This window comes from Pseudarthrobacter sp. NPDC058329 (genome assembly GCF_042879835.1).
Taxonomy (GTDB): domain Bacteria; phylum Actinomycetota; class Actinomycetes; order Actinomycetales; family Micrococcaceae; genus Arthrobacter.
Genome location: NZ_JBHVZR010000012.1, coordinates 81,214 through 107,477, shown reverse-complemented (window position 1 = coordinate 107,477; position 26,264 = coordinate 81,214). Strand labels below are relative to the sequence as shown.

Annotated in this window: 20 protein-coding genes and 1 pseudogene; 18 read left to right on the top strand and 3 right to left on the bottom strand. The window is 63.9% G+C overall.

The annotated features are described in order from the left end of the window. Window positions 1-156 precede the first annotated feature (156 nt). On the top strand, window positions 157-1,329 hold the full coding sequence (locus ACFVYC_RS15575) for an acyl-CoA dehydrogenase family protein (protein ID WP_387551817.1): 1,173 nt from the start codon (window positions 157-159) through the stop codon (window positions 1,327-1,329). 27 nt (window positions 1,330-1,356) lie between these two features. Here the strand turns inward: ACFVYC_RS15575 and ACFVYC_RS15570 are convergent, their stop codons facing one another. Further along, window positions 1,357-2,280 carry a LysR family transcriptional regulator gene (locus ACFVYC_RS15570; RefSeq protein WP_387551814.1) on the bottom strand — a complete coding sequence of 308 codons (924 nt, stop codon included), beginning with the start codon at window positions 2,278-2,280 and terminating at the stop codon, window positions 1,357-1,359. Window positions 2,281-2,484: 204 nt separating this feature from the next. Between ACFVYC_RS15570 and ACFVYC_RS15565 the strand changes: the two genes are divergently transcribed. From ACFVYC_RS15565 to ACFVYC_RS15540, 6 genes are all read left to right on the top strand, one after another. Further along, a complete protein-coding gene (locus tag ACFVYC_RS15565) occupies window positions 2,485-5,745 on the top strand; it encodes a 2-oxoglutarate dehydrogenase E1 component (RefSeq protein ID WP_387551811.1) in 3,261 nt (1,086 codons plus the stop codon). An 82-nt stretch (window positions 5,746-5,827) separates the two neighbouring features. After that, complete coding sequence (locus tag ACFVYC_RS15560) at window positions 5,828-6,487, top strand: response regulator transcription factor (RefSeq protein ID WP_387551810.1); 660 nt, start codon at window positions 5,828-5,830, stop codon at window positions 6,485-6,487. A 3-nt stretch (window positions 6,488-6,490) separates the two neighbouring features. Beyond that, the gene (locus ACFVYC_RS15555) at window positions 6,491-7,945 is read left to right on the top strand and encodes a sensor histidine kinase (RefSeq protein ID WP_387551807.1); all 1,455 of its coding nucleotides are present in this window, start codon (window positions 6,491-6,493) and stop codon (window positions 7,943-7,945) included. Then, a complete protein-coding gene (locus ACFVYC_RS15550; RefSeq protein ID WP_387551806.1) occupies window positions 7,942-8,895 on the top strand; it encodes a TAXI family TRAP transporter solute-binding subunit in 954 nt (317 codons plus the stop codon). Before ACFVYC_RS15555 ends, ACFVYC_RS15550 begins: the two co-directional genes overlap by 4 nt. A 51-nt stretch (window positions 8,896-8,946) precedes the next feature. After that, complete coding sequence (locus tag ACFVYC_RS15545; RefSeq protein WP_387551804.1) at window positions 8,947-9,660, top strand: GntR family transcriptional regulator; 714 nt, start codon at window positions 8,947-8,949, stop codon at window positions 9,658-9,660. 204 nt (window positions 9,661-9,864) lie between these two features. Further along, window positions 9,865-11,214: an MFS transporter gene (locus ACFVYC_RS15540; RefSeq protein WP_387551801.1), complete on the top strand. Its 1,350-nt coding sequence runs from the start codon at window positions 9,865-9,867 to the stop codon at window positions 11,212-11,214. A 113-nt stretch (window positions 11,215-11,327) separates the two neighbouring features. Here the strand turns inward: ACFVYC_RS15540 and ACFVYC_RS15535 are convergent, their stop codons facing one another. Further along, the gene (locus ACFVYC_RS15535; protein WP_387551798.1) at window positions 11,328-13,799 is read right to left on the bottom strand and encodes a glycoside hydrolase family 2 TIM barrel-domain containing protein; all 2,472 of its coding nucleotides are present in this window, start codon (window positions 13,797-13,799) and stop codon (window positions 11,328-11,330) included. 358 nt (window positions 13,800-14,157) lie between these two features. On the opposite strand from ACFVYC_RS15535, the gene ACFVYC_RS15530 reads away from it, so the two are divergent. From ACFVYC_RS15530 to ACFVYC_RS15510, 5 genes are all read left to right on the top strand, one after another. Further along, window positions 14,158-15,456 carry an extracellular solute-binding protein gene (locus ACFVYC_RS15530; RefSeq protein ID WP_387551796.1) on the top strand — a complete coding sequence of 433 codons (1,299 nt, stop codon included), beginning with the start codon at window positions 14,158-14,160 and terminating at the stop codon, window positions 15,454-15,456. 1 nt (window position 15,457) lies between these two features. Further along, on the top strand, window positions 15,458-16,567 hold the full coding sequence (locus ACFVYC_RS15525; protein WP_387551793.1) for a Gfo/Idh/MocA family protein: 1,110 nt from the start codon (window positions 15,458-15,460) through the stop codon (window positions 16,565-16,567). Continuing rightward, entirely contained in the window at window positions 16,564-17,511 is a 948-nt protein-coding gene (locus ACFVYC_RS15520) for a PmoA family protein (RefSeq protein WP_387551791.1), read from the top strand. The genes ACFVYC_RS15525 and ACFVYC_RS15520 overlap by 4 nt, the downstream gene beginning before the upstream one ends. Then, window positions 17,508-18,254: a cupin domain-containing protein gene (locus ACFVYC_RS15515; protein WP_387551789.1), complete on the top strand. Its 747-nt coding sequence runs from the start codon at window positions 17,508-17,510 to the stop codon at window positions 18,252-18,254. The genes ACFVYC_RS15520 and ACFVYC_RS15515 overlap by 4 nt, the downstream gene beginning before the upstream one ends. 102 nt (window positions 18,255-18,356) lie before the next feature. Beyond that, on the top strand, window positions 18,357-19,388 hold the full coding sequence (locus ACFVYC_RS15510; protein ID WP_387551786.1) for a LacI family DNA-binding transcriptional regulator: 1,032 nt from the start codon (window positions 18,357-18,359) through the stop codon (window positions 19,386-19,388). Here the strand turns inward: ACFVYC_RS15510 and ACFVYC_RS15505 are convergent. Further along, window positions 19,357-19,865, bottom strand: a pseudogene (locus ACFVYC_RS15505) (Gfo/Idh/MocA family oxidoreductase); the annotation flags it as partial. The gene ACFVYC_RS15510 and the pseudogene ACFVYC_RS15505 sit on opposite strands and share 32 nt — an antisense overlap. Before the next feature lie 213 nt (window positions 19,866-20,078). On the opposite strand from ACFVYC_RS15505, the gene ACFVYC_RS15500 reads away from it, so the two are divergent. From ACFVYC_RS15500 to ACFVYC_RS15475, 6 genes are all read left to right on the top strand, one after another. Beyond that, window positions 20,079-21,161: an ABC transporter substrate-binding protein gene (locus tag ACFVYC_RS15500; protein WP_387551784.1), complete on the top strand. Its 1,083-nt coding sequence runs from the start codon at window positions 20,079-20,081 to the stop codon at window positions 21,159-21,161. Window positions 21,162-21,282: 121 nt separating this feature from the next. Further along, the gene (locus ACFVYC_RS15495; protein ID WP_387551782.1) at window positions 21,283-21,621 is read left to right on the top strand and encodes a hypothetical protein; all 339 of its coding nucleotides are present in this window, start codon (window positions 21,283-21,285) and stop codon (window positions 21,619-21,621) included. Between the two features lie 90 nt (window positions 21,622-21,711). After that, the gene (locus tag ACFVYC_RS15490; protein ID WP_387551779.1) at window positions 21,712-22,653 is read left to right on the top strand and encodes an ABC transporter permease; all 942 of its coding nucleotides are present in this window, start codon (window positions 21,712-21,714) and stop codon (window positions 22,651-22,653) included. Continuing rightward, window positions 22,650-24,470: a dipeptide/oligopeptide/nickel ABC transporter permease/ATP-binding protein gene (locus ACFVYC_RS15485; RefSeq protein ID WP_387551776.1), complete on the top strand. Its 1,821-nt coding sequence runs from the start codon at window positions 22,650-22,652 to the stop codon at window positions 24,468-24,470. Before ACFVYC_RS15490 ends, ACFVYC_RS15485 begins: the two co-directional genes overlap by 4 nt. Further along, window positions 24,467-25,342, top strand: a complete 876-nt coding sequence (locus ACFVYC_RS15480) for an ATP-binding cassette domain-containing protein (protein WP_387551774.1) — start codon at window positions 24,467-24,469, stop codon at window positions 25,340-25,342. The genes ACFVYC_RS15485 and ACFVYC_RS15480 overlap by 4 nt, the downstream gene beginning before the upstream one ends. Further along, window positions 25,339-26,247 (top strand): sugar phosphate isomerase/epimerase family protein, encoded by a 909-nt coding sequence (locus tag ACFVYC_RS15475; protein ID WP_387551771.1) that lies wholly within the window; start codon window positions 25,339-25,341, stop codon window positions 26,245-26,247. The genes ACFVYC_RS15480 and ACFVYC_RS15475 overlap by 4 nt, the downstream gene beginning before the upstream one ends. The last annotated feature ends 17 nt before the right edge of the window (window positions 26,248-26,264 follow it).

Sequence of the window (26,264 nt, the reverse complement as noted above, 5' to 3'; positions counted from 1 at the left end):
AAGGATTCCCGCCGCACGCCCCATATGTCAAGGTTCCTACCAGGGATCTCTTCACCAAGAAATCTCCAAAACCCCTTGTCGAAGCCACAATATATTTTGTATTCTGGAATCCGGGCTACCAACGACGACCTAGCCATCCACCCCAAGGAGCACCCAATGACACTTGAAACCACTGTTGAGCAACTGCGGGAAAAGACCCGCGCCCTCTGCACCCTCTTCCCGGACGAGTACTGGCGTGAAACAGACCGCAACCGCCGGTACCCGCAGGAGTTCGTGGACAAGCTGACCAAGGAAGGGCTCCTGGCAGCGCTGATCCCCACCGAGTACGGCGGCCTTGGTGTCGGCCTTACCGAGGCCAGCGTGATTATGGAGGAGATCAACAAGTCCGGCGGCCACTCCGCTGCGTGCCACGCGCAGATGTACACCATGGGTGCCCTTCTTCGGCACGGCAACGAGCAGCAGAAGGACGCCTACCTTCCGGCAATTGCTTCGGGGGACCTCCGCCTGCAGGCGTTCTCCATCACCGAGGATGCTGCCGGTTCGGACACCACCAGCATCAAAACCGCTGCGGTCAAGGACGGGGACGACTATGTGATCACCGGCCACAAGAGCTGGACCAGTCGGATCGACGAATCAGACCTTCTCTTTGTCCTGGCCCGCACATCCGGGAAGCCCGAGGGCAAAGGCACCGACAAGACCCACGGCCTGACTCTCTTCCTCGTGGACCTGCGCCAGGTGCGTGCCGAACAGCCGGAGACCCTCGAGGTGGTCAAGGTGCGCACGATGTTCAACTACGCCACCAACCAGATCCACTACCACGGCATGCGCGTGCCGGCGTCGGCTGTCATCGGCGAAGTTGGCAAGGGCTTCCGCTACGTCATCGACGGCTGGAACGCCGAACGCATCCTCCTCGCATCCGAGGCAGTGGGGGACGGCTACTGGTTCACCACCCGGGCCGTCGAGTACGCCAACAGCCGCAGCGTCTTCGGCCGCACCATCGGCACCAACCAGGGCGTGCAGTTCCCCATCACGGACGCCTACATGAAGGTACGGGCAGCTGACATGATGCGCTATGAGGCAGCACGGCTCTTCGACGCCGGCGAACCCTGCGGTGCCGAGGCCAACATGGCCAAGCACCTCGCGTCCGAGGCAAGCTGGGCCGCCGCCAATGCGTGCCTGGACACCCATGGCGGCTATGGCTTTGTGGACGAGTACGACGTCGAGCGGAAGTTCCGCGAAACACGCATGTTCCAGGTGGCTCCCGTCAACAACAACATGATCAAGTCGTTCGTTGCCACCAAAGTGCTGGGCCTGCCGCGTTCCTACTAGGCACGCATGGCCGCACAGGGCAGCGGGCTATGGGATGAGGCGGGCGGACGGCCACCTTCCGGCATCAATCAGGCCAAGAACAGTCTCCTCAAGGAGCTCGGCGACCATCCGGACAGCACTCGTGGAGCGGACGCTGGTGGGCTTGGCCAGCACGATCCTTCGCGGGATTACTGGATCGATGATGGGAGCCGCGTTCAGCGTGCCACCCGCCGCTTCATCCGCCACCATAATGCCCGGCAGCACCGTCCACCCAACACCGCCCTGCACGAGCTGCTTCTGGACACCTGCATCATTTGTTTCCACGGCAATGTCCAGCGAGAGCCCCACTCGCGCCGCGACTCCTTCAACGAGCGAGCGGATGGCGTGCGGCGAACTCGGCATCACCAGGGGCCGCTTCAACAACTCGCGGAAGTCCACACCTTCAACACCGACGTGGCCAGCCCCTGGTGGTGCCACGGCCCAAAGGTCCTCCTCCAGCAGCGGTTTCACATCCAGGGCGGCTGCCGGCGGCTGGTTGTAGGTGAGGGCAATGTCCACGTCCCCGGCCTCAAGCCAGCGGCTGAGGTGGCCCCCGTACCCGGTGACCACCCTGAGCCGGACGCCGGGGTGCCGTTCCGTTACTGCCAAAACCAGGGGCACCGCAAGCAATGCGGCGGTGCTTGCCAGAAGACCCACAGTGACGATTCCATACAGGCCGGCCCCCGAGGAACGGGCCTCCTCCCGCGCACGGTCCAGCTCACTGAGGGCCCTTCGGGCGCGTTCGATGACCTGGATGCCGACCTCCGTGGGGCGCATCCCTGCCCTGCTGCGGTCAAAGAGTGTTGCTCCAAGCTCGGTTTCCAGGTTGTGGATTTGCCGTGTGACGGCAGGTTGCACGACGTGCAGGAGTTCCGCGGCCCGCGTGACACTTCCTGTGTCAGCCACAGCCAGCAGTGCTTGGAGTTGCCGCATCTCCATGGTTTTTCTCCGCCCTGAAGCCTTTCGTTGGCCATCTGACCAGCTGCAAGTCTCCCGATCAACCTATGACATATGTCCATCACAGGAAAGTATTGGTAGCCATCTTCCATAACGTGGACGATGGAATGAATCCGTTAGGGTGCCGACGCAGTCAACGCCGGCCTGGCACCTGACACCCGTGAACTGCGAAAGATGACGATGATGCTCAACGCAACCACCCCTGATTCAAACCCCGCCGAGTCCGGCTCCAATACCGGCAGCGCAGCAGGCGTTGATATCCGACGCCCGCTCCGTGGGCGCTCAGCAGCGATGGCCCGGAATATGGAGGCCAGCCTGGCGGTCCCTACCGCGTCAACCATCCGGACATTCGAGGTGTCCGCGTTGATGCAGTGGCGCGAACGGCTGCGGGCCGAAGGCTTCAATGTCCCCATAGCAGCCGTCCTGGCCACAGCAATGGCGAAGGCAGCCCAGGGCCCGGTGCCGGCAGTGCGTCGCAGGATCGAGGCTGCAGACAAGGACCTGGTCATGGTCGAAGAAGCAACAGTGAACCTCGGCGTCGCCGTGGATGTTGAGACGCCGGCCGGCCACTCGATCATGGTCCCCGTGATCCGTGACGCCGCGAGCCTTTCCTTCCCCGCCTTCGTCGGCCGCCTCGGTGAGCTGTCGCAGGCATGCCGGGCCGGGACCGTCGCCGTATCAGACCTCCGGGGCGCAACTCTGATCCTGACAAGCACCGGCCGGTTCGGATCCACCACCGGCGTCCCCCTGCTGCCGGCAGGCCCGGGAATCATCGTGGCAGCAGGGGCCATCGGCATCCCTGCCGGGCTGGAGACGCTGGCCCGCACCCAGCATGTCGATCCCGTACTCACCCTGTCCTCAACCTACGACCACCGCGCCATCCAAGGGGCAGACTCCGGACTCTTCCTGGGGACCGTCGAGAAGCTGTTGCGGTCGGCGGAATTCCTCGCGGAACTTGAGGATGAACTCCGCGGTACACCTGCCGCTGATGTGCTGCTGGATCTTCCCGCCCAGCCAGGGTCGGAACACGATGACATCAGGTTGGCCGAGTACGAAAGCTCTGCAAGCACCGCCGTCGCCAGGCTGGAACCCGTGCGTGCACGCGACGAGGGATCCTGGCTTCCCGAGGGCGTCGAAGTGGAGTACAGCCATCTCTCTGACCCTGAGTCCCGGCAGTGGCTTGCCGAGCTCCTCCGCAATGGGACGCCGTCGCCCGCTTCCTCCCGCCGCCTTCAGGCGCTGCGGCTTGCCACCGAGCTCGATGTCTTCGAGGCGTATCTCCAGACCCAGTTCCTTGGCCAGAAAACGCTGTCAGTCCAAGGCCTTGAAGCGACAGTCCTCGCCCTCGCGGAAATGACCGGCCACGCGGCGGAGGCGGGCTATACGGATGCCGTCCTGGGCATGGCCCACCGCGGCCGCCTGAGCATTATGGCCCACGTCCTGAACTGGCCGGCTGAGCGTATCCTTGCCGAGTTCCTGCCCACGGCGCGTGCCACAGCCAAGGCCCCCGTGGGCGACGTCCGCCAGCACCTCGGCGGCGAAGGCAGGTTCGACGACGTGGACGGCGCGTCCATCAACGTCACGCTCGAACAGAACCCCAGCCACCTGGAGTTTGTGTCACCGGTTGCGCTTGGTGCAGTCCGGGCCAAGCAGGACCGGCTTGTTGCAGACGGAGAAAGCAGGGAACAGGCCCGGCGCCGTGTCCTTCCGGTCCTCCTTCACGGCGACGCTGCGTTCACCGGCCAGGGCGTGGTGTACGAGACGCTGAACCTGCAGAACCTGGCACCGTATGACGTGGGCGGCAGCATCCACATCGTTCAGGACAACCGCCTCGGTTTCACGGCCACGCCGTTCCAGCTGCGCTCCACACTGTGGCCCTCCGACGTCGTCAAGGGTTTCGACGTGCCTGTCATCCACACCGATGCAGACGACATCGACGCCAACCTGGTGGCCGCCAGGATTGCCTTCGACTACCGCGAGCGCTTCGGCAAGGACATCATCATCCACGTGCTGGGTTACCGCCGGCATGGGCACAACGAAACGGACGAGCCGCGCTATACGCAGCCTGTCTACTACGCCGATATCGACGAGCACCCGCCAGTGCACGAGATCTACGCCGCCCGGCTCGAGGCTTCCGGCCTGGTCCCGGCTGATTACGTGGAAACCACCAAGACTGCGGCGCGGACTGCCCTGGTCCAGGCACTGGAAAAGGCCAGGACCTTCGACCTGGAGACTGTGGTCAACCAGGAGCTGTCCCCGCGCCCGTCAGTGCGGGCTGCCTTGGAAACCGCACCGGCTGACTGGGCACTACAGGTACTGGACCTGGCGGAACAGGACCGCGACGGTTTCGCGATCCACCCGAAGCTGATGCGCCAATTCTCCAAACGGCGGTCCACCCGCGCCCAGGACGCGATGGTTGACTGGGGGCAGGCAGAACTGCTGGCCCTGAAGCTGATTAACGAAGCCGGCGTGCCTGTCCGGCTTACGGGCGAGGACGTTGAGCGCGGAACCTTCAGCCACCGGCACATCGTGGTCCACGATGCCGCTACCGGCGACAAGGCCGAGCGGCTGGCCTTCGACAAAGCCCCGTTCCTCGTAGCCAACACACCGCTGACCGAGGTAGCGACTGTCGGTTTCGAGTACGGCTATGGCAGGACGAACACGGACTCCCTGCAGATCTGGGAGGCGCAGTTCGGTGACTTCGTCAACGTCGCCCAGGTAATGTTTGACCAGTTCATTATGGCCGGCCACGACAAATGGGGCCGTGACAGCAGGCTCGTCATTCTCCTGCCCCACGGCTGGGAGGGCGCCGGACCCGAGCACTCCTCGGCCAGGTTGGAGCGTTTCCTCCAGCTCGCGGCCAAGGACAACTCACGCATCATGATCCCCACCACCGCTGCCCAGTACTTCGCTGCCCTCGTTGGAGCAGCAGCCTCGGATGACCCGCGTCCGCATGTCATCTTCACGCCGAAGTCGCTCCTCCGGGCAGAGTCGGCGAAGTCGCCGGTGGCGGACTTCGCACCCGTCCGCTTCAGGTCTGTCATTGCCGACGGCGCCGCCAGCGACCAGACGCGCCGGCTGCTGCTGTGCTCCGGCAAGGTGGGGGTGGAAATCAAGGACCGCCTCGGCGAGGGCGTGCGGCTCCTGCGGATCGAAGGCCTTTACCCCTTCCCGCAGGAGGAGATCCTGCGGGAAGTGGCTGCCGCGTCCAACCTGGAGGAAATTGTCTGGGTCCAGGAGGAGCCGGAGAACATGGGCGCCTGGACCTACGTGCTTCCCAAGCTGCTGAAGCTGGGACTGGGCAAGTTCTCACTGGGTTACGTCGGCAGGCCGGAAGCGGCGTCCCCCGCCGAAGGGTACTCGGCGCAGCACAAGGTGGCGCAGGAGCGGCTTCTCGCTACGGCAGCCCGGGCCGGGGAAGTGGACTACCGAATCAGCTGAAGCGGGGCCTAGAGTAACGGACAGGCGCGTGGGCGGTGCAGGCTTGCCTGCACCGCCCACGCTATTGAGAGGAATCAAGGGGATGCGCATTGGAGTCGTCGAGGATGATGACGGTGTTGCCGGCGCCCTGATGGATGCGCTGGCGGCCAACCGCATCGCCGCGGCACGTATGTCCCGCGGCGGCGATGTCCTGACGCGACACCCGGAATTCGACCTTGTCCTTCTTGACCTGGGCCTGCCGGACATGGACGGAATCGAGGTCCTGCGCAACCTCCGGCAGGTCTCAGCCGTTCCGGTCATCATCCTCACCGCCCGCGACGACGAACGCTCCGTGGTCCGGGGCCTGCGAAACGGGGCTGACGACTACCTGGTCAAGCCTGCCCGGATGACCGAGCTGCTCGCCCGGATTGAAGCCATCCGCCGGCGTTCAATCCGGGCCCGGGAATCCACATCGACGGTCCGCCGGTTCGGAGACCTGGCTGTTGACCTTGCCGCGCGGGAACTTACGGTGGCGGGCACACCCGTCCCGTTGACCACCAAGGAATTCGAACTGCTCGCCGCGCTGGTGGACAATCCGGGAACTGCGGTCAGCCGTCAGCAGTTGATGGACCAGGTCTGGGGCGATGCGTTTGTGTCGGTATCGAAGTCCCTGGATGTCCACATGACGGCACTCCGGGCCAAGCTCGGCCGGCCGCCCCGGATCGAAACGATCCGGGGCTTCGGCTACCGCTGGATCGGCTAGCGCTTGCGTAGCCGCCTCCTCCTGGTCCTGGCGATCCTGGGAGCCGTCGTCGTCGCAGCCTTTGCCGTCCCGCTGGCGGTCTCGACAGCTGATGCGCGGACCCGGGAGTTTGTCCTCAGCCGGGACGCGGACCTTCAGCGCTTCGCGGACCTTGCTGACGGTTATGCCAGGAATGGAAGCCCCGGGCTCCTCTTTGAAGAAGCGGGTGCTTACCACGCCCTTTACGGGGAAGCATTGGCTGTGGTCTCAACCAGGGGCGCGGCGCCACACGCTGTGGGAACAAACCTGGATGATCCCGCTGTTTCGTCCGCCACCGAACGTGCCCTCAGGAACGAACGGTCTTCCGCAGTCGAGCTGCTGACTCCGTGGAGCCCTGGCACGGTTGTCTTTGCCAAACCCATCGGAACAGGCGCGCAAGTTAACGGGGCGGTGGTAATCGTCGCTTCCACAGCATCCGCGCGCAACCACATCCTGCTGGCTTGGGCAATCATCACCGCAGGCTCGCTGGCAGCGGTGATCGGATTTGGCGTCCTCGCACTGTGGGTCAGCCGATGGGTGCTTCGGCCGCTCGAGGAAGTAAGTGCCCGAATGCAGCTGTTGACAAAGAGCCTTCCCTTTGTGGCGCTCGGCAGCGGGACCACGGATGCTCCGCCGGCAGCGGGCAGGACGGGGCCGCCGGAGTTGCGCGCGCTCTCGGCCGCTTTCGAGACGATGGACAGCGCAGTCCACACGTCGGCGGAGGCGCAGCGCAGGCTGGTGGCCGACACCGCCCACCAGCTCCGGAACCCACTTGCAGCATTGCAACTGCGGCTGGACACACTGGGCCCCCGGGTGCAGCCGGAAGGCAAGACAAGCCACGAGCGCGCCATCGGCGAGGCTGTCCGCCTTGAAGAGATCCTCGATGACCTGTTGGCCTTGTCCGTTGCTGAAGTGCGCCGGACCAAAAGTACGGAGGACGCCTCCTGCACGCCCCGCCTGGTTGCCGTCGAAAGGGCCGACTTCTGGCACGACACGGCCGCAGCATCCGGTATCGAGTTCCGCGTCGAGGAGGACTCCGACGACGTGGAAGCACGCATTGGGACAGGTGACCTGGAACAAATCCTGGACGTGCTCTTCGACAACGCCTGCAAGTACGCGGGCCCCGGAACCACAGTTCAAATTTCGACGGTCAAAAGACCGGTTCCCGGCAAGGACGCAGGCTGGCAGACGGAGGTCACCGTGTCCGACAACGGAGCGGGAGTGAACCCCAAGGAGCTGGAGCTTATTACCCGAAGGTTCTACCGCGGCAGCGCTCCCGAAGCCGGTGAGCGTCCCGCGGGCACCGGCCTGGGCCTGTCCATCGTGGAGGCCCTCGTGGAAAGCAACGGCGGCGAGCTGGTCATCCGGGAAACGCCGGGTGGCGGCCTGACTTTCGTGATGTCCTTCGCGGCCCCCGCCGGTGAGGAGGCGAGGAGATGACACCCCAACCAGGTGCCCATCCCCTGGTGTCCCGACGGCGGTTGCTCGCCGGCATCGCGACGGTCGCCGCGGGTATGACTCTCAACGGCTGCCGGCAGGATGCGCGCACGTATAGCCTTGGCACCGCCGAGAACCGGGGCTTCTTCTTCGACTTCGGGCAATCACTGACGGCCGCCGTCGCCCGTTCAGATGCGGGGTTCACCCTTAATCCACTTATAACGGGCGGGTCGGTCGAGAACATACCGGACATCATTGCCGGCCGGCTTGATCTTGCGCTGGCCCTGGCCGATGTGGCCGCGACAGAACGGGACAACCTGCGGGCTGTTGGCCGGGTCTACCTGAACTACCTCCAGCTCGCAGTCCCGGCCGATTCCCCCATCCGCATACTGGACGACCTGCGCGGACGCACCATCAGCCTGGGCGCCAGCTCGGCGACCACCCGGGCAGGCGGCCTGCTGCTTCAGGCGGGCGGCCTCAGCGAATCCGATGTGGAGGTTCGGGCGGTTCCCATCACGGCAGTCCTGGAGGCACTGGCCAGCGGCGAAGTGGAAGCCGCTTTGTTCGCCGGCGGCGTCCCGCACCCGGCAGTGGACATCAGCAGCGGGCGCGGCCCGGCCAGCGGAATCCGCCTGATCGACCTGTCGGGTTACCTGCCGGCCCTGCAAGCGGAATACGGGGCGGTGTACCAGCAGGTCCGGCTGCCCATCGGCCTCTATGGCGCGAGGGAGGAGGTCGGTTCCATCGGCATCGCCAGTCTCCTGCTGGCCCGGGCAGACCTGCCTGACGACGTTGTGGGCAAGATCGTTGATGTCCTCATCAACAGGTCCGCCGAGCTCGTTCCCCCGGGAACCGTGGGTGTGCAGTACCTGGACACCCGTTCGCTGATCTATACCTCTGGGGTTCCGCTGCATCCCGGGGCAGCCGCAGCCTACCGCGGCCACCACCGATAGCCGTCATGGATGCCGTAATTTGGATACAACAGACCAGAGAAAGAAAGAACCATGACTGAGCGCAAACGAGTTCGCCCGCAACTGAGCGATGAAGCGTCCTCCTACATCCGCGCCCTGATCATGTCCGGGAGCCTCCGGCCCGGCACCCAAGTGCGGCCGGAGGTCCTGGGTGAAGCCCTGCAGATCTCCACAACTCCGGTCCGGGAAGCGCTGCAGTCCCTGCGCGTGGAGGGGTTCCTGGAACTCGTCCCCCGCAAGGGCTTCCAGGTGGCGCCGCTGACAGGGAAGGACATCCGCGATATCTTCCGGGTCCAGGCCCTGATCGGCGGTGAATTGGCAGCCCGGGCTACATTGAACGCGTCAGACAGCGATATCGCCGAACTCGAGGCCCTTCATCACGAGCTGATCGCCGCTGCGGCCCGGCGCGACGAAGTTGTCCTTGAGGAAAAGAACCACGCTTTCCACCGTGAGATCAACCTCCTCGCCGATTCCCGAAAAATCATCTGGGTGATGGGCCTGGTGACCCGCTACGTGCCCCGCCGCTTCTACTCGAACATCCAGGGCTGGCCCCAAGCCACTGTTGATGACCATTCCAAACTCCTGGAGGCTATCCGCTCCAAGGACGCTGATACCGCCCGGCAGGAAATGGAAGAGCACATCATGCACTCCGGTGAGCTGCTCGCGGCCCACTTCGATGATCGCGTGGCGGAATCCGAAAAGTCCGACGAAGCCCCTGGCAAGGCACAGGGACTCGCCCGGGTGTAGCCCCCGTCACAACAACCCTAAGGGAGTCCTAAGAATTCACCGTTTCTATTTCCGCGGGCGGTGATGTGAGACACATTTGAACTAGTTCCAGGGCGCAAGACCCGAACACGAGGCCAACGGCAGCAGAACGCCGGCGGCACCGGCCAAGAACAAGGGAGTTCAAATGAACACGCAACAAGCTTCGGTGCCGGCGGCAAAGCCGCGGTGGTCAGCAATGTGGTCAAGGGATGCCTGGGCAACCTGATCGAATGGTACGACTGGTTCGTCTACGCCTCGTTCAGCATCTACTTCGCCGCCGAATTCTTCCCGGCAGGCAACGCGACGGTGCAGCTGCTCTCCACGGCCGCCGTCTTCGCCGTCGGATTCCTGATGCGGCCCCTGGGCGGCTGGATCCTGGGCATGTACGCTGACCGGCACGGCCGCCGCAATGCCCTCGCCGTTTCCGTGCTGCTGATGAGCGCAGGATCGCTGGCCATCGGCCTCACGCCGTCGTTCGAGACGATCGGGATCATGGCCCCGATCATCCTCGTTGTGGCACGGCTCCTCCAGGGCCTCAGCGTTGGCGGCGAATTCGGGTCCAGCGCCACGTACCTGTCAGAGGTGGCCACACCCGGCAAGCGCGGGTTCTTCTCCAGCTTCCAGTACGTGTCCATCATCATCGGCCAGCTCTCTGCCCTCCTTGTGATGATCCTGCTGCAGCGGGTCCTGACTCCCGAGCAGATGGGCGAGTGGGGCTGGCGTGTACCGTTCATCATCGGCGCCGTGGCCGGGCTTGGCGTGATGATCCTGCGCCGGAGCATGGACGAGTCCGAGCACTACAAGATTGAAAAGGCACGCGAAGCTGCCGGCCTTGAAAACGGCACCAAGCCCGTCGGATCCCTTCGTGCCCTGCTGCAGTACCCCAAGCAGCTCGCGGCCGTGTTCGCCCTGGCCATCGGCGGCACCGTCTCCTTCTACGTCTACACCACCTACATGCAGAAATACATGGTCAACACCTCCGGCATCGCCAAGGAAGACGCCTCCGTCATCAGCTTCTTCGCCCTGCTGATCTTTATGTTCCTGCAGCCCATCGCCGGCGGCCTGTCCGACAAAATCGGACGCCGGAAGGTCATGCTCTTCTTCTCCATCGGCGGCACCATCATCACCGTCCCCGTCCTGACCCTCCTCGCCGAAACCACCAACGTCTTCGCCGCCTTCGGAATGATGATGCTCGGCCTGGTTTTCGTCTCCGGCTACACAGCCTGCGCCGCGATCGTCAAGGCGGAGATGTTCCCCACCCGGGTCCGGGCCCTGGGTGTCGGCCTCCCCCACGCCCTGGTCGCTGCAACCTTCGGCGGCACCGCGGAACCCGTCGCCCTCGCACTGAAGCAGGCCGGTATAGAGTCCTCCTTCTTCTGGTACGTGACGGCCTGCATCGCACTCACCCTTGTCGCTTCGATCATGGTCAAGGACCCCTCCAAGAACTCCATGCTCGAGGCGGACCTGAAAGTTACCGACGCCGAGAAGATCAGTGCTGAGCCGGTCCTTGCAACGTCGGCACGGAACGCTTCCTAGCACCAGGAGCGCGCTCCAAGACCAAGAGAACGTCCGACGGCGGGAGGCTCCCGCCGTCGGACGTTCCTCTTTGCCATCCAATAACCGCAGTTCACCCGGAGTTTCCCGTTCGTCTACCCGGGGGCGGCGACCAAGGCCAGGTCCTCCTCGATCGCTCCTGCCAGGGCACTGATGCTCACAGAAACGGCCTCATATCCCTCAGCCTGGGCGATGAGGGATATGAGTCCTTCTCCGGTGGGCCGGACGATGGCCAGGGCGCGGCCGTCGAAGGTGGTGTGCTGGTCCGCGGTGTACGTTTCCTCGGTATTCGGCCGGGCGCTTCCCAGAGCCTGAAGGACTGCCGGGCCCTCAACGGTTACCGTGATGCAGCTTTCCACGTGGGTGGCGGGCGTGCCGTCGGCGTCGCGGAGTTCCAGGGCAACGTAGCTGAGGTCGACACCATCGGCGACGATGATGTTCCGGTCCGGGACAGCTGTCAGCTCGATGGGTCCCGCAGTGCTGCGCAGGGCGGTGCGCGCCTGTTCAACGCCGCGGGAGTACGCGACGGCGGTCAGCTCACCGCGGTGGTAGTGGAGGTCGAAGACTGCCGTGAAGGAGTTGTCGGGGCCGGCCGGCGCCCTGCCGATGGTGCGGCTGTTGAGGAGGAGCTCAACTTCGTCCGCGCCGCTGTAGACCTCCACAGTGACCGGACTTCCCTCTGCGATGTCCCAGCTCCAGCTGGAGATGGAATCAGACCACGCCCATTGTCCGGTGCCACGTTCTGCGCCGTGATGTTCGGGGCGATGGACGGCGATGAAAGGCTCGCGGCGGAGCCCGAAGACAATTTCACGGTAGTACGAAGCCGGGCGCCGGTACCCGGTGATGTCGATGTCCCCGCACCAGGCCGCGATCCACGGGTAGGGGGCGCCGAAGTCTTTGTCGCCGGCGTAGCGGACTCGGCCGATGCCGGTTTCGCCCAGGTAGTCCCAGCCGGTCCATGTGTAGTCGCCGATCACGTGTGTATTCCCGGTGACGAGTTTCCAGTTCGCGGCGATCTGGCCGGGGTAGGTTTCGGTGCCGACGATGATGCGGTTGGGGAACAGTTCCTTGTCCAGCAGGTAGCGGCTGTCGCCGTAGTTCAGGCCGGCGACGTCGACGACTGCGTGGGACTCCGCGGTCTTTTCGGTCACCAGCGAGGATGCGCTGATGCGGCTCATGAACTCGGCGGCCTGGTTCATCATGTCGTTCACGCCCTGAGCTCCTGCGTCGCCTCCGTCGTGCCCGGCCGACGCCGCGGACGCGTCCTTGAGGGTGGAGACGAACCCGTTGATGCCGTTGGTGACATAGCGGGTACTGTCCAGGGAACGAATCTTCTCCGCGATCCTGCGGCCCCAGCCCGATCCCAGACCGGTGCCGGTTTCCGGGATTTCGTTGCCGATGGAGTAAAAAATCACGCTGGGGTGGTTGAAGTCCTTGGCCACCATGGCCTCGACGTCGCGTTCCCACCATTCCGGGAAGTTCAGGGAGTAGTCGAACGCCGATTTGCCCTCAGTCCAGACGTCGAAGGTCTCGTCCATGACCAGCATGCCGTGTTTGTCGCAGGCGTCCAGCATGGCCTGGCTGATGGGGTTGTGGGAGCTGCGGATCGAATTGAACCCGGCTGCTTTGAGGAGTTCGATGCGCCGTTCCTCGGCCCGGGCGATGGCTGCGGCTCCCAGGATGCCGTTGTCGTGGTGGATGCATGCCCCGCGGAGCTTGACGGATTCACCGTTGATTTGCAGCCCGGCGTCGGGGTCAAGCTGCAGGGAACGGATGCCAAAGAATGTGGCCTTTTCATCCACGGCGTCAGCGGCATCGCAGACCGCCGTTTCAGCGGTGTAAAGGTGCGGGGTATCCACGCTCCAGAGCCGCGGGGTGCGGACATAGAAGCGCTGGCGGACGACGGCGGTTTCCCCGGCTCGGACGGTGACAGGCGCCGTGCCGCTTGCTACCCCGGTTCCACCGGCGTCCCGAAGGTGCGTATCGACGTCGACGGTGGTGGTTGACAGGCCGGCGTTGCGGACAGTGGTGGCCACTTCGACGACGGCCCGCGCGGGGGTGATGTCCGGCGTTGTGATCCGAACCCCGTCCCCAGGGACGTGTACCGGGTTGGCCACTGTCAGGAAGACATCCCTGTGGATGCCGAGCCCGCTGTACCAGCGCGAGTCCTCATGCGCCCGCGCCTCCACACGGATCACGTTCTCCTGCCCGTACTTCAGGAAGGGATCCAGAACCACCTCAAAGGTCGAGTATCCGTAGGGGCGCTGCCCTGCGAAATCCCCGTTCACGAACACCATCGCATCCCGGTAAATGCCCTGGAACTCCACCGACACCCGCTTGCCCCGATGGCTCTCCGAAATGTCAAAGCTCTTCGAGTACTCGACCACCCCTCCCGGAAAATAGCCGCCGGGCGAGCCACTGCCGGATGCCGCAGAACGTTCCATACTCATCATGGCATCGTGCGGCAGAGTCACGGCTTCGCCGGCAGCAGCAGGCCCGGACACCTCAGCGAAAATACTGACTTTGGGCCGGACATTCCAGCCGTTGTTGAAGGACCTACGAGTCACTGCTTCCCTCTTTCGTGCCATACGTCAGTCGGACGACGACGAAGGGCGGCTCTTTGTTAGCGTTCACATTACGTCTTTGCGCCCACTTTGCAACCCGGAAAACCAAGCCGCGCCCGCATAAATGTGATCGATAAAAATCCATTGACATTAAAGTTATCGATCACCATACTTGTGTTACCGATCACTTTACTCTGGTCCCTCTACAGGTTTTGCTCATTGCGCAGCGCACTTTGAGGAACTGGCGTTCCCGTACTCCGCACACCTGAAGGACGTGCCGCTGCCACTCAGCCGTGGCAGGCCGCACCCGGCATCAAGTAACCGCCGGCGTCGAAGACGACGCCTCCCAGAAAGGTTCCCCATGAGCGATAATCCCACCCGCCGGAGCTACTTGAAGCTCTCGGCCGCCGTCGCAGCATCCGTCCTGGCGTTGTCCGGCTGTGCCGCCGGCGGCGCCCCCGGCGCAGAAGAAACAGGCCCCGTTACCCTCCGTTTCACCTGGTGGGGAGGCGACGCCCGGCAGAAAGCAACCGAGCAGGTCATCGAGGCCTTCGAAGCGGAAAACCCCAATATCACCGTGGTGGGTGAATACAGCGATTGGACCGGTTATTGGGACAAGCTCGCCACCCAGGTGGCCGCCAACGACGCGCCTGACATCATCCAGATGGACGAAAAGTATGTCCGCGAATACGGCGACCGCGGCGCCCTGCTGGACATGAAGAAGCTTAGCGGCCTGGACACCTCCGGCATTGAGCCGGAGACCCTCAAGAGCGGTGAGGTGGATGGCGAACTCGTGGGTCTGGTGACCGGCGTCGCCACGTTCTGCATCGCTGCCAACCCGGGCGTGCTTGCAGAGGCCGGCGTGGCACTCCCGGACGATACCACCTGGACATGGGAGGACTACAAGAAGATCGGCCAGCAGGTCAGCCAAAGCGGGGCCGGCACTGGCGTGGGCGTCCAGTACGGCGACCAGGACCTTTACATCTGGGCGCGCCAGCATGGCGACCGGCTTTACGACGACGAAGGCAAAGTGGTGATTAAGCCGCAAACTCTCGTCTCGTTCTGGCAGCACACTCTGGAGCTGTCCAAGTCCGGCGCCGGCGACAAGCCGTCGGCAATTATTGAGAACGCCGGCGCCTCACTGAACCAGTCCGCAATCGCCAAGAACGAGATGGGCTTCGCCGGCGTTTTCAGCACCCAGCTCACGGCGTACTCGGGCGCCGCCGGCCAGGAGCTCAAGCTGCTGCGCCTCCCCGGCGAGTCCAGCGCTGATGAACGCGGCGCCTACTACAAGCCCTCCATGTTCTGGTCCGTCTCGTCCCGCACCAAACACCAGCAGGCGGCCGAAAAGTTCCTGAACTACCTGACCAACAGCGAGGCAGCCGCCAACATCATGCTGACCGAGCGGGGCATCCCTGCCAATACCAAAATCCGCGAGGCCATCGAGCCCAAGCTCAACGCCACGGACAAGGCAGCCATCGAATTCACCGACGCGATCGCCGACGAGGTCCGTCCCGCTCCGCCCATCACCCCTGCCGGCGGAAGCACCATCACAGACATCCTCAGCCGCTATACCTCGGACATTCTTTTCGAACGCACAACCCCTGAAAAGGCCGCCCAACCATTCATCGACGAACTCTCCTCCTCACTCCGGAAGTAAAATGACTGACAACAGCACCACCACACGTCGTGTCGCCTTCATCGGCACCGGCGGCATCGCCAACGCCCATGCCGAGGCGCTGCAGCAGCAGCCTGGCGTGGAGCTCGCCGTGGCAATCGACATCGACACCACCCGCGCCGAAGCCTTCGCAAACAAGTGGGGCATCACCCGGACCGCATCGAGTCTGGCGTCAGCGCTCGACGGCGGCGGGCTGGATCTCGTGGCGATCTGCACTCCGCCGTCCAGCCACTTTCCGCTGGCCCTGGAGGCCCTCTCACTCGGCCTGCACGCGGTCATCGAAAAGCCCCCGGCGTTGTCCCTGAGCCAGATGCGACAGCTCGAAACCGCCGAAGCGGAATCCGCCGGCTCCCTTAGCTGCATCTTCCAGCACCGGTTTGGCTCCGGCGCCCAGCGTCTGCTGGCACTGCAGCGCTCCGGTGCCCTCGGCAGGCAGCTGGTGGGAACCTGCAACACCCTCTGGTTCCGGGACCAGCCCTACTTCGACGTGCCGTGGCGCGGGCTGTGGGACGTGGAAGGCGGGGGACCCACCATGGGCCACGGCATCCACCAATTCGACCTGCTCCTGCATCTGTGGGGTCCCTGGTCCGAGGTGACGGCCTTCGCCGGCAAGCTCGCCCGGAAGACCGACACCGAGGACGCATCCGCCGCCGTGGTCCGCTTCGAGTCCGGAGCGATCGCCACCGTCATCAACTCCGTGATCTCACCCCGGGAAACCTCCTACCTCCGGCTGGACTACGAAAACGCGACCGTCGAACTCGACCACCTCTACGGCTACAGCGACCACAACTGGAAGGTGACGCCGGCACCCGGCCAGGACGCCGTCGTCGGACTCTGGGCCCAGGGGGAGGACGCGCCCAGCGGACACGCAGCGCAGTACACAGCCCTCATCCGCAGCCTGCAGGCAGGTGAGGCGGCACCGGTTTCCATCGGCGACGCGTACGCCACCATGGAGCTGGCCGCCGCGATCTACGCCTCAAGCGTCAGCGGAACCACCATCGCCCGCGGCCAGATCGATGAAGCCAGCCCGTTCTTCACCCGCATGGACGGCCATCTGGAACCCTGGAAACAAGAGGAAGCACTCAACGCATGAGCACTACAACAGCACTCACCTGGCGCGACGACGAACAGTCCCTCACCGTCTCGCTTGGGGACCTGGACATTGCCACCTACACCTACGATGCCACCGACGAACAGCGCGAATCACCGCGCCCGTTCTTCCATCCGCTCCGCACCACTGCCGGCGAGACCGTTAGCGTCTACCGGCCCTGGGACCACGTCTGGCACAAGGGCATCGCCTGGTCTCTGCCGCACTTCGGCGAGGACAACTTCTGGGGTGGCCCCAGCTACCGCCGCGGGGACGACTACAAGTGGCTCCCGAACAACGGCAGCATGCGGCACGAACGTGTCACCGATGTGGGGCTCGACGGCGGCGCGTTCCATTTCGCCCACGCGCTGAGCTGGTGGACCCAGGGCGGCAAACACGTGGTGGACGAAATCCGCGGCATCCGGATCAGCCCCGGCGCGAACGGCGACTCCTGGACGCTGGTTTTTGAGACCGCCATGACAAACGTTTCCGGAGGCGACATCCGGATCGGCTCCCCTACCACTGAGGGCCGCGAGAACGCCGGCTACGGCGGGCTGTTCTGGCGCGGTCCCCGCGAATTCGCCGGTGGCCGGATCGCAGGACCCGGCGGGGCAACCGGGGAGGAGCTGCGGGGAACACGCGGCCCCTGGCTTGCATTCGTTGGCCAGCACGACGACACGTGCCGGTTCTCCACCGTACTCATCGCCGATGACACCGCAAACGCGCAGCACCCGCCCGAGTGGTTTGCCCGTTCTGAACCTTTCGCGTGCTTTGGCCCGGCGCCGTTTTTCAGCGAGGAAGTCACTTTTGCGGCCGGAGAGACCATGGTGAACCGATACGCAGTGGTGATAGCCGACGGGGATTCTGACCAGGACCGGCTCGATGGCCTTGCCTCCCTGGCAACAGACGCACTGCAGCACGAAGCCGTGAAAACCGGCGCTGGGGCATGAAAACCCAGCAACAGGCAGCGCCCTTTCCCGGCGCTGTCGGGCTGACCCGGCTCAGCGTTTACGACTGGGAGGCCAATGACGGCGTCTGCGGCGGCTCCCCCCACATGCACACAGCTTCCACGGAGGCATACCTCGTGCTTTCGGGGACCGGCCGTGTGGAGACCATCCGCGCTACGGGCTACGAGTCCTACAATCTGGCCGCCAACGACCTCCTATGGTTTAGTCCAGGCACTATTCACCGCCTGGTCAACGAGGACAGACTCGAGATTTTGGCGATCATGCAAAACGGGGGGTTGCCCGAGGCCGGGGATGCGGTCCTTACATTCCGGGCCGGCGTGGTTGCCGATCCCGAGCAGTACGCCCAGGCCGCAAGGCTCGACGCCGGGCCAGGTCCGGAGTCAGCCTCGCTCGCGGAGGCAGCACGCATCAGGCGGGACGAAGCAATGGCCGGCTACGCGCTGCTGAAGGAGGCCGCCCAGTCGGGTGACCTCGATGTCATCGAGCAGTTCCACCGTGACGCTGTCCGGCTGGTGCAGTCACGGGTTCCGGAGTGGCAGGCGCTGTGGAGCAGCACCATCGCGCCCGAAGCCGCGCGGACCGAACAATGGCTTGCCGAGCTCGCACATGGTCGATTCAGCCATTTCCGTGATGCCGTGGTGGAAAGGACAGCTCCGGAGGGCACGGAGCGGCTCTTCGGGATGTGTGGGATGCTGCAAAAATGGGACGGCACCCCGCTGGTCTGACACCGGCACGGCGAAACTGCCGGCCCCGGGGCGGGAGGGATTAGGCTGGGCTAGGATCCCTCCCGCGAAACCAGGGAACAGTATGTGAAGGGACACCACCGCATGGTGCAAGAGGCAGTCGCCCAGGGCAAGGCAAAAGCCCCCACCATTTATGATGTGGCCGCGCTTGCCGGAGTGTCCCACCAAACAGTGTCCCGCTACTTCAACGCCAAGAGCGGGCTCAAGCCCGGCACTCTGGAACGCGTGGAAAAAGCCCTTTCCGAGCTCCATTACACGCCTAACCTTGCGGCGCGTTCCCTGCGGTCCCGGGAGCTTTACCGGGTTGTGGTGGTAGTCCCGGAAGCCTCATTGTATTTTCCTGCGCGGATGCTCAACGGAGCGGCAGCCATGGCACACTCGGCAGGCTACCGTGTGGATGTCGTCGCCATTGAGGGATCCGCCGAAGCCCGCGCCCATCAGCTGGGTACGCTTCTGACGGGCGAGGATATTGCGGGCGTTCTGTCCTTCGTCCCCAAGCCCAAAGCCAGCGATTCCGTGGTGAAGGCCTCGCCTGTCCCCCTGGTGGTCGCCGGGGAATACGACAATAAGATGCGTGCCCGAGGGAGCCTGGCAGACGGGGCTGCCGCGCAGAAAGTCGTCGAGCACCTCGCCTCGCTCGGCCACAAATACTTCTTTCATGTCGCCGGGCCTGCCGCGTGGCCGTCTGCCCGCAACCGCAGAGCTGTCTATGAAGAAACAGTGGATGAGCTTGGCCTTGTGTCGCTGGGGGGCATTGCCGGCGACTGGACTCCGGCCTCCGGCTACGCGGCCGGCCGGAAGATCGCCGCCCTCAAGGAAGTCACTGCCGTGGTGGCAGCCAATGACCAGATGGCAATTGGCGTCATCCGTGCCCTGCATGAACACGGCCGTGCGGTGCCGGCCGACGTCAGCGTCTTTGGCTGGGATGACATGGCCGAGTCGTCATACCTGGTACCTTCCCTGTCCACGGTACACATGGACCTGGAGGCGCTGGGGGCACGCAGCATGTCGGAACTGGTCGCCCGCATCCGGGGGCAGCAACCCAGCACCGAAGTACTGGCCCTGGCTCCGATGGAATTAGTGATCAGGGAATCAACGGCACCGGCGCGAGCCTAGCGGTGGACCCGCCGCCGGTCTGAACGTCCACAGAGTTGTACTTGCCGGTGAGCACGTCTGCGAAGAGGACGGTCTGGTTGAGCGTGGCCGAGACGTAAACGGCCCGAACCACCGCGAGGGCATGGACGGCGTGGGTCACCGTGACGCCGGGTTGCCGCCCCATCCTGGATGGCGGTGAGGATGTCGGCGAACTGACGGACGTGCCCCGCGGGGAAAGTTGTGGGGCCTTTGTCATTTTCCGCCTGTTTGCCGCGCGCACGGAGTCCGATGTCCGGCGCATCCCGGGCAGCGTCCTTCGTGTAGAAGTATTCGAGTTTGTCATTGTCCAACCGCCGAACCCTCCGAGCCCATGAGTTGAAGGCGGACCGTCAGGCCCGGGTAGGCGGCCGTGGTGGCGTGCAGCAGGGCGAGACCGCCGTTCTCGAACTTCACCGTGGCGACGGCGGTGTCCTCCACCTCGATCCGCTCATGCGCAAGCCCTTCGCACACTGCGCGGGCTGGAAAATCGTCGTTTCCGGTCAGCTAAGACTGGCACATAACCGCCCCATCTGACAATCGATTGTCAGAAATTCTGAATCGATACAGCAATCGATTGCCAAAGCTGGCTTTCCTCGTTACGCTGATTTGCACAGCGTGGCCCGCGACACACCGCGGCCCGCTCTCCGTCCCACCTCAAAGCAGGAGCCAACAATGAAGTTAGGTGCCAAGGCCGCCCTTGCGGCGGCAACACTCAGTGCGGCATTGTGCCTCACAGCCTGCGGCGGCAACGCCGGAGGAACCGACGCCGCAGGCACCACTGCCGGCGCCGCCAAAACAGTCAAGGCAATGACCATCGGCAGCCTTGCGGACGCCAAGTCCTTCGACCCCGTCGATGCCCGCACCGGTCATGCCATGCCCATCTTTCAGACCCTCTACGACACCCTGCTGCTCCGCGAGCCGGACGGCAAGATCAGTCCAATGCTGGCGACCAAGTGGGAATACAACGCCGACAACACCGTCCTGACACTGACCCTCCGTGAAGGAGTCACGTTCAGCGACGGAACGGCCTTTGACGCCGCCGCGGTCAAAGCCAACATTGACAACTTCAAAGCGGCCAAGGGCCAGGACGCCTATCAGGTGAACTCCGTCAAGGAGGTTTCCGTGGTGGACCCGAAGACTGTGGCCGTCGCACTCACTGCCCCCGACCCCGCCTTCGAGTACTACCTCACGCTGGCGGCCGGGTTCATGGCCAGCCCCAAAGCTCTGGGAACCCCCGAACTCAAGACCGATCCGCAGGGATCCGGGCCCTATGTCCTGGACAAGGCCACTTCGGTTAAGGGCTCCCAATACGTGTTCACCAAGCGGGACGGCTATTGGAACAAGGACCTGCAGAAGTTCGAAAAGGTCACCATCAAGATCCTCACCGACGCCACTGCACGCACCAACGCGCTCGTTTCCGGGCAGATTGACGCCGCCCTCCTTGATCCCAAGAACGGCAAGCAGGCGGACGCCTCGGGGTTGAAGCTGAACAAGAGCCAGGTCGACTGGACGGGTATTTTCCTGTACGACCGCGACGGTAAGATCAGCCCGGAACTGGCAAATGTGAAGGTACGGCAGGCCATCAACCATGCCTTTGACCGCAAGACCATCATGGAACAGCAGTTCCTTGGCCAAGGAACCGCGACCACCCAGGTCTTCGGCCCTGAAAGCGGCGCCTACGTTCCGGACCTGGACAACCGCTACCCGTACGATCCCGCGAAGGCGAAACAGCTCCTCACCGAGGCGTTACCCTAACGGATTCACCCTGAAGTACCCCTCCACTGCCGGTTCCGATGGACTTAACGCCGTCTACGCCCAGCAGCTGGCTGACATCGGCATCAAGCTCGAGCTCGAAACGATTCCGCAGCCCAACCTCGTGGCGGACATGGCCGCGGGCAAGTACCCCGCCGGTTCATATTCGCTGGCACAGGCAGGTCCCTGGGTGTCCATCACCCAGACCATTGGCACCTCGGCCCTCTACAACCCGTTCAAAACCACCACCCCGGAGCTTGCATCCCTGATTACCGAGGTGCAGAACGGCGGCCAAAAGAGCAACGAACTCGCCAAGCAGGTCAACACCTACGTAACGGAAAATGCCTGGTTCGCACCGATAGGGCGCCTCGACCAGATGTACTACACCGGCAAGAACGTCACGGTAAAGCCGCAGGCCCAGCAGGCAGTACCTTCCATTTACAACTACGAACCCGCCAAGTAGCGGTCTGGGGGGGTGCCGGAGCCTGATGGCCCGGCACCCCACCCCCGGCAACCGCCGACACCCTTAAGACCCCGCCCAACGGAGCGCAACATGCTTTCATTCATCGCCCGGAGAATTGCAGCTGGACTTGCCGTGCTGTGCGCAATCTCGTTCATCACCTACTTCCTGCTGTACTTCTCGAGTTCGAGCATTGCACGCAACATCCTGGGGGAATTTGCCAGCCAGGAACAGGTTGCCCAACTGGAAGCCCAGCTGGGACTGGACCAGCCGCTGTTGGTCCGCTTCTTCAGCTGGGCGGGCGCGGCCTTCACGGGCAACTTCGGCGTCTCCTGGTTCACCACCGAGCCGGTGGTCACGGCCATCACCAGCAGGCTCCCCATCACCCTTGCGTTGGTCATTGTGTCGATTCTCTTCATTGCCGCCCTCACTACGGCGCTGGGTATGGCAGCAGCAGTCAAGCGGGGATGGATAGACAGGATGGTCCAGGGGGCTGCTGTGATCGGGGACGCCATTCCGGGCTTTGTGATGGCCATCATCCTGGTGACAATCTTCGCAATCTCGCTGAAGCTTTTCCCGGCAACCTCCAGCATCTCCCCCGACTCACCCGGCAGTGCCTGGGTGGCATCATTGACCCTTCCGGTCATTGCCATTGTCATCAATGGAGTCGCCGGCGGTGCACAACAAATACGCAGTGCTGTCATAAAGCAGCTGGAAAAGGACTATGTCCGTACCCTCCGCAGCCGTGGCATCCCGGAGTCAGAGATCCTGTTCAAGTACGTGCTCCGCAGCGCTGCCCCTGCCGGGCTCACAGTCATCAGCCTCCAGTTCATTGGAATGCTTGGCGGAGTCACCATTATCGAACAAATCTTTGCCCTCCCCGGAATGGGCAGCCTGGCCGTTCAGGCCACCACCATGGCGGATATTCCGCTGGTGATGGGAGTAGTCATCTACTCGGTCATCATCGTCATCATCATCAATCTGTTGGTGGACATCGTCAACGGCTGGCTCAACCCGAAAGTGCGTGTCTCATGAGTGCACCCGTACAGCTCAACGGCCAGACAGGAGTGGTTGTCCGCTCGCACGCCGTCAGGAAAGTTCTCACCAATCCCCTCGGTCTGTTGGCCATACTTGTCCTGGCGGTGGTCACTGCCGCAGCCATCTTCGCCCAGTTCCTCGCCCCCATCGACCCCAACTACGCGAACATCGGCAAGTCACTTGGAGCACCCGACGCCGTCAATATCCTGGGTACCGACGGGGTGGGGCGCGATATCTGGAGCCGCATGGTTTACGGAGCGCGTACCACCATGCTTTCGGCGGTGCTGTGCGCAGCCGTTGCCGTTGGCATCGGCCTGCCCACAGGCCTGATCGCGGGTTACTATGGCGGCCGGTTCGACGCCGTCGCCAACTGGTTCGTCAACGTCGCCCTCAGCCTTCCCGGCATCATCGTCCTGCTCGCCGTCCGCGCGGCGTTCGGCCCCTCAGTATGGATCTCCATGATCGCCTTCGGCATCCTAATCAGCCCGTCCTACTTCCGACTGACCCGCACCGCCGTCCAGTCCGTCCGCAACGAGCTCTACGTGGACGCTGCACGTGTATCGGGTTTATCTGACCGGAGCATCATCTCCCGCCACATCTTTGCGGTGGTCCGGGCTCCCATCATTATCCAGACTGCCATGGTCTGCGGTTTTGCCATCGCCATTCAGTCAGGCCTCGAATTCCTCGGCCTCGGCGACCCCACCGTCCCCACCTGGGGCGTGCTGCTCAACGAGGGGTTCAAGAATGTATACCTGAACCCGACCATCCTGCTGTGGCCCGCCCTCGCCATCGGCCTGACCAGCGCCGCCCTCGCACTCCTCGGAAACGCTGTCCGCGACGCTCTCGAAGACGGTGAGAAAATCAAGACGCCCAGGAATCGTGCAACTAAGAACACTACGCCCGCACGCACCACGCAGGCCCGCTCCCGCAAGGCGACGGTCGCCGCCGTGGACGCCGGGACCGAGCACCACCTGCTGAAGGTCACCAACCTCGGCGTCGGCTACCCCCAGGCCGACGGCTCCATCAAAAAAGTGGTGGACGACGTATCATTCCATATTGACCGGGGCGAGGTGCTTGGGATCGTTGGTGAATCCGGTTCGGGCAAATCCCAGACTGCGTTCTCCATCCTCGGACTGATGCCCGGCACGGCCAGAATCACGGCCGGCGCCATCCAGTTCGACGGCAAATACACCGTCGCCCCCGGTGACGACAGGGTCAATCAGGATCGGGTCAGGGGCCTTCGCGGCAAGCGAATCTCCTACATCCCGCAGGAGCCCATGAGCAACCTGGATCCTGCCTTCACCATCGGCCACCAATTGGTCCGTCCCATGGTCAAGGTCCTCGGCATCTCAAAAGACGAAGCCCACAGGCGGGCCCTGAAGTTGCTGGCGGACGTGGGAATTGCCAACCCCGAGCGGACTTTCAAGGCCTACGCGCACGAAATCTCCGGCGGCATGGCCCAGCGGGTACTCATCGCCGGAGCCATCAGCTGCGAACCCGATCTCATCGTCGCTGACGAACCCACCACCGCGCTGGACGTCACTGTCCAGGCTGACGTCCTGGACCTCCTGCGCAACCTGCAGCGCCGACTGGGCGTCGGCGTCATCCTGGTGACGCACAACTTCGGCGTCGTCGCTGACCTGTGCGACCGGGTTGCTGTGATGCAGAACGGCCGCCTTGTTGAGGAGGGGACCGTCCGCGAGATCCTGCGCGCACCGAAGGAGCCGTACACACAAACCCTCCTCGCTTCGATGCTGGAGGGCAAAGAGCCCTTGTCAATGCTGGTCCAGGGCCAGAAGGAGCCAGTCGCATGAACATTACCGCTGCCACCCCGCTCCTGACCGTCGAGGACCTGTCGGTCGAGTACCCCAGCAAGAAGTTCCGGGCCAAGCCGTTCCGGGCACTCACGGACATCAACATCACTATCGGCCAGGGCGAAACCCTGGGCCTGGTGGGTGAATCCGGCTCCGGCAAGACCACACTGGGCAGAGCCGTCCTGGGCCTGGCACCTGTCACCCGCGGAAGAATTACCTTCGAAGGCCAGGACATCAGCCACGCCACCCGCAAAGAGCGCCGAGCCTTGAGCCGGGACCTGCAGGTGGTCTTCCAGGACCCCTACACCTCCCTCAACCCGGCCCTGGAAGTGGGCGACATCCTGGCCGAGCCCCTCGGCGTGCAGGGCATGGAACCTGCCGCCGCGAAAAAGCGGGTCAAGGAGCTGCTGGACCAGGTGGGGCTCCCGTCCGATGCGATCCACCGCCTGCCGCGCGAATTCAGCGGCGGCCAACGCCAGCGCGTGGCAATCGCCAGGGCCCTGGCGTTGTCGCCCAAGCTGATCGTCTGTGACGAACCCGTGAGCGCCCTGGACCTTTCCACGCAGGCGCGCGTCCTGGACCTCTTCCTGCAGATCCAGAAGGACACCGGTGTCTCCTACCTTTTTGTCTCGCACGACCTCGACGTCGTCCGGCACATCAGCCACCGCGTGGCCGTTATGTACCGGGGCGAAATCGTCGAGCAGGGTCCCGCCGAAGTTGTGACCCGCGACCCCGAACACCCCTACACCCAGCGGCTCCTGCTGGCATCGCCGGTCCCGGATCCGGACCGGCAGGAACAACGCCGCGCCGGCCGGCACCGGCTCCTGGAAGCCCAACGCTCCCAGGACGAACAGGCAGGAGTGCCGGCATGACAGAACCAACCGCGGGCAAGAACCGGAGATCCACCATGGAAAGATCCGCCAAAATAGGCGTCCAGGCAATGATGCTCAAGGACAGCGTCGCAGACATCGGTGTCTTCGAAACCCTCCGCAAGGTGGACGCGATCGGCTACAAAGCGGTAGAGATCTCGCAAATCGCCATGTCCCCCGAGAACCTGGACGAACTGGCGAGGGCCCGGGACGAGCTCGGGATGGACGTTGCCGCTTTGTCAGCTGCGGTGGCACTGCCAAAAGGACGTCCCGGCGACTCCCTCCGGAACGACTTCGACAAGATCGTGGCAGACGCCAAACGGCTGGACGCCAGACTTCTCCGGATAGGGATGCTCCCCTACCCAGCCCTGAAGTCACAGGAAGCAGTGGTCGCCTTCGCCCGGGAAGCCAATGGGTTCGCCGAACGCCTTCAGGACGACGGCATCGAACTGTACTACCACAACCACCACGTGGAGTTCGCGAAGTACGACGGCAAGTACCTGCTGGACATCATCCTGGACGAATCCCCGGCAATGGGCCTGGAACTGGACGTCCACTGGGTGCAGCGCGGAGGACTTGACCCGGTAATCACGCTCCGGAAGTACGCCGGACGGACCGCCATGGTGCACCTGAAGGATTACCGCATCGGCCACCTGCCCGCCGACGCCTTCGCCCTCCTGGACCATGGCGACATTCCCGGCTTCTTCGAGCATTTCAGGAATTGCGTCCAGTTCGCGGAAGTAGGCGAAGGCAACCTCGACTTCGCCGCCATCATCAGCGAATCCTGCGCCGCAGGGGCGAAGTACCTGCTGGTGGAACAGGACGAACTCTACGGCCGCACGGTCTGGGAGTCCCTCCAGCTTTCCTATGACAACCTCGTAGCCCTCGGCGCATCAGACCTCTTCTAGCAACAACCTAAGGACGC

What these genes read in the sequence shown, in the direction of transcription:
- ACFVYC_RS15575 (WP_387551817.1), top strand. Translation starts at nt 157, where the DNA reads ATGACACTTGAAACCACTGTTGAGCAACTGCGGGAAAAGACCCGCGCC.
- ACFVYC_RS15570 (WP_387551814.1), bottom strand. Translation starts at nt 2,280, where the DNA reads ATGCGGCAACTCCAAGCACTGCTGGCTGTGGCTGACACAGGAAGTGTC.
- ACFVYC_RS15565 (WP_387551811.1), top strand. Translation starts at nt 2,485, where the DNA reads ATGATGCTCAACGCAACCACCCCTGATTCAAACCCCGCCGAGTCCGGC.
- ACFVYC_RS15560 (WP_387551810.1), top strand. Translation starts at nt 5,828, where the DNA reads ATGCGCATTGGAGTCGTCGAGGATGATGACGGTGTTGCCGGCGCCCTG.
- ACFVYC_RS15550 (WP_387551806.1), top strand. Translation starts at nt 7,942, where the DNA reads ATGACACCCCAACCAGGTGCCCATCCCCTGGTGTCCCGACGGCGGTTG.
- ACFVYC_RS15545 (WP_387551804.1), top strand. Translation starts at nt 8,947, where the DNA reads ATGACTGAGCGCAAACGAGTTCGCCCGCAACTGAGCGATGAAGCGTCC.
- ACFVYC_RS15530 (WP_387551796.1), top strand. Translation starts at nt 14,158, where the DNA reads ATGAGCGATAATCCCACCCGCCGGAGCTACTTGAAGCTCTCGGCCGCC.
- ACFVYC_RS15525 (WP_387551793.1), top strand. Translation starts at nt 15,458, where the DNA reads ATGACTGACAACAGCACCACCACACGTCGTGTCGCCTTCATCGGCACC.
- ACFVYC_RS15520 (WP_387551791.1), top strand. Translation starts at nt 16,564, where the DNA reads ATGAGCACTACAACAGCACTCACCTGGCGCGACGACGAACAGTCCCTC.
- ACFVYC_RS15515 (WP_387551789.1), top strand. Translation starts at nt 17,508, where the DNA reads ATGAAAACCCAGCAACAGGCAGCGCCCTTTCCCGGCGCTGTCGGGCTG.
- ACFVYC_RS15510 (WP_387551786.1), top strand. Translation starts at nt 18,357, where the DNA reads ATGGTGCAAGAGGCAGTCGCCCAGGGCAAGGCAAAAGCCCCCACCATT.
- ACFVYC_RS15500 (WP_387551784.1), top strand. Translation starts at nt 20,079, where the DNA reads ATGAAGTTAGGTGCCAAGGCCGCCCTTGCGGCGGCAACACTCAGTGCG.
- ACFVYC_RS15490 (WP_387551779.1), top strand. Translation starts at nt 21,712, where the DNA reads ATGCTTTCATTCATCGCCCGGAGAATTGCAGCTGGACTTGCCGTGCTG.
- ACFVYC_RS15485 (WP_387551776.1), top strand. Translation starts at nt 22,650, where the DNA reads ATGAGTGCACCCGTACAGCTCAACGGCCAGACAGGAGTGGTTGTCCGC.
- ACFVYC_RS15480 (WP_387551774.1), top strand. Translation starts at nt 24,467, where the DNA reads ATGAACATTACCGCTGCCACCCCGCTCCTGACCGTCGAGGACCTGTCG.
- ACFVYC_RS15475 (WP_387551771.1), top strand. Translation starts at nt 25,339, where the DNA reads ATGACAGAACCAACCGCGGGCAAGAACCGGAGATCCACCATGGAAAGA.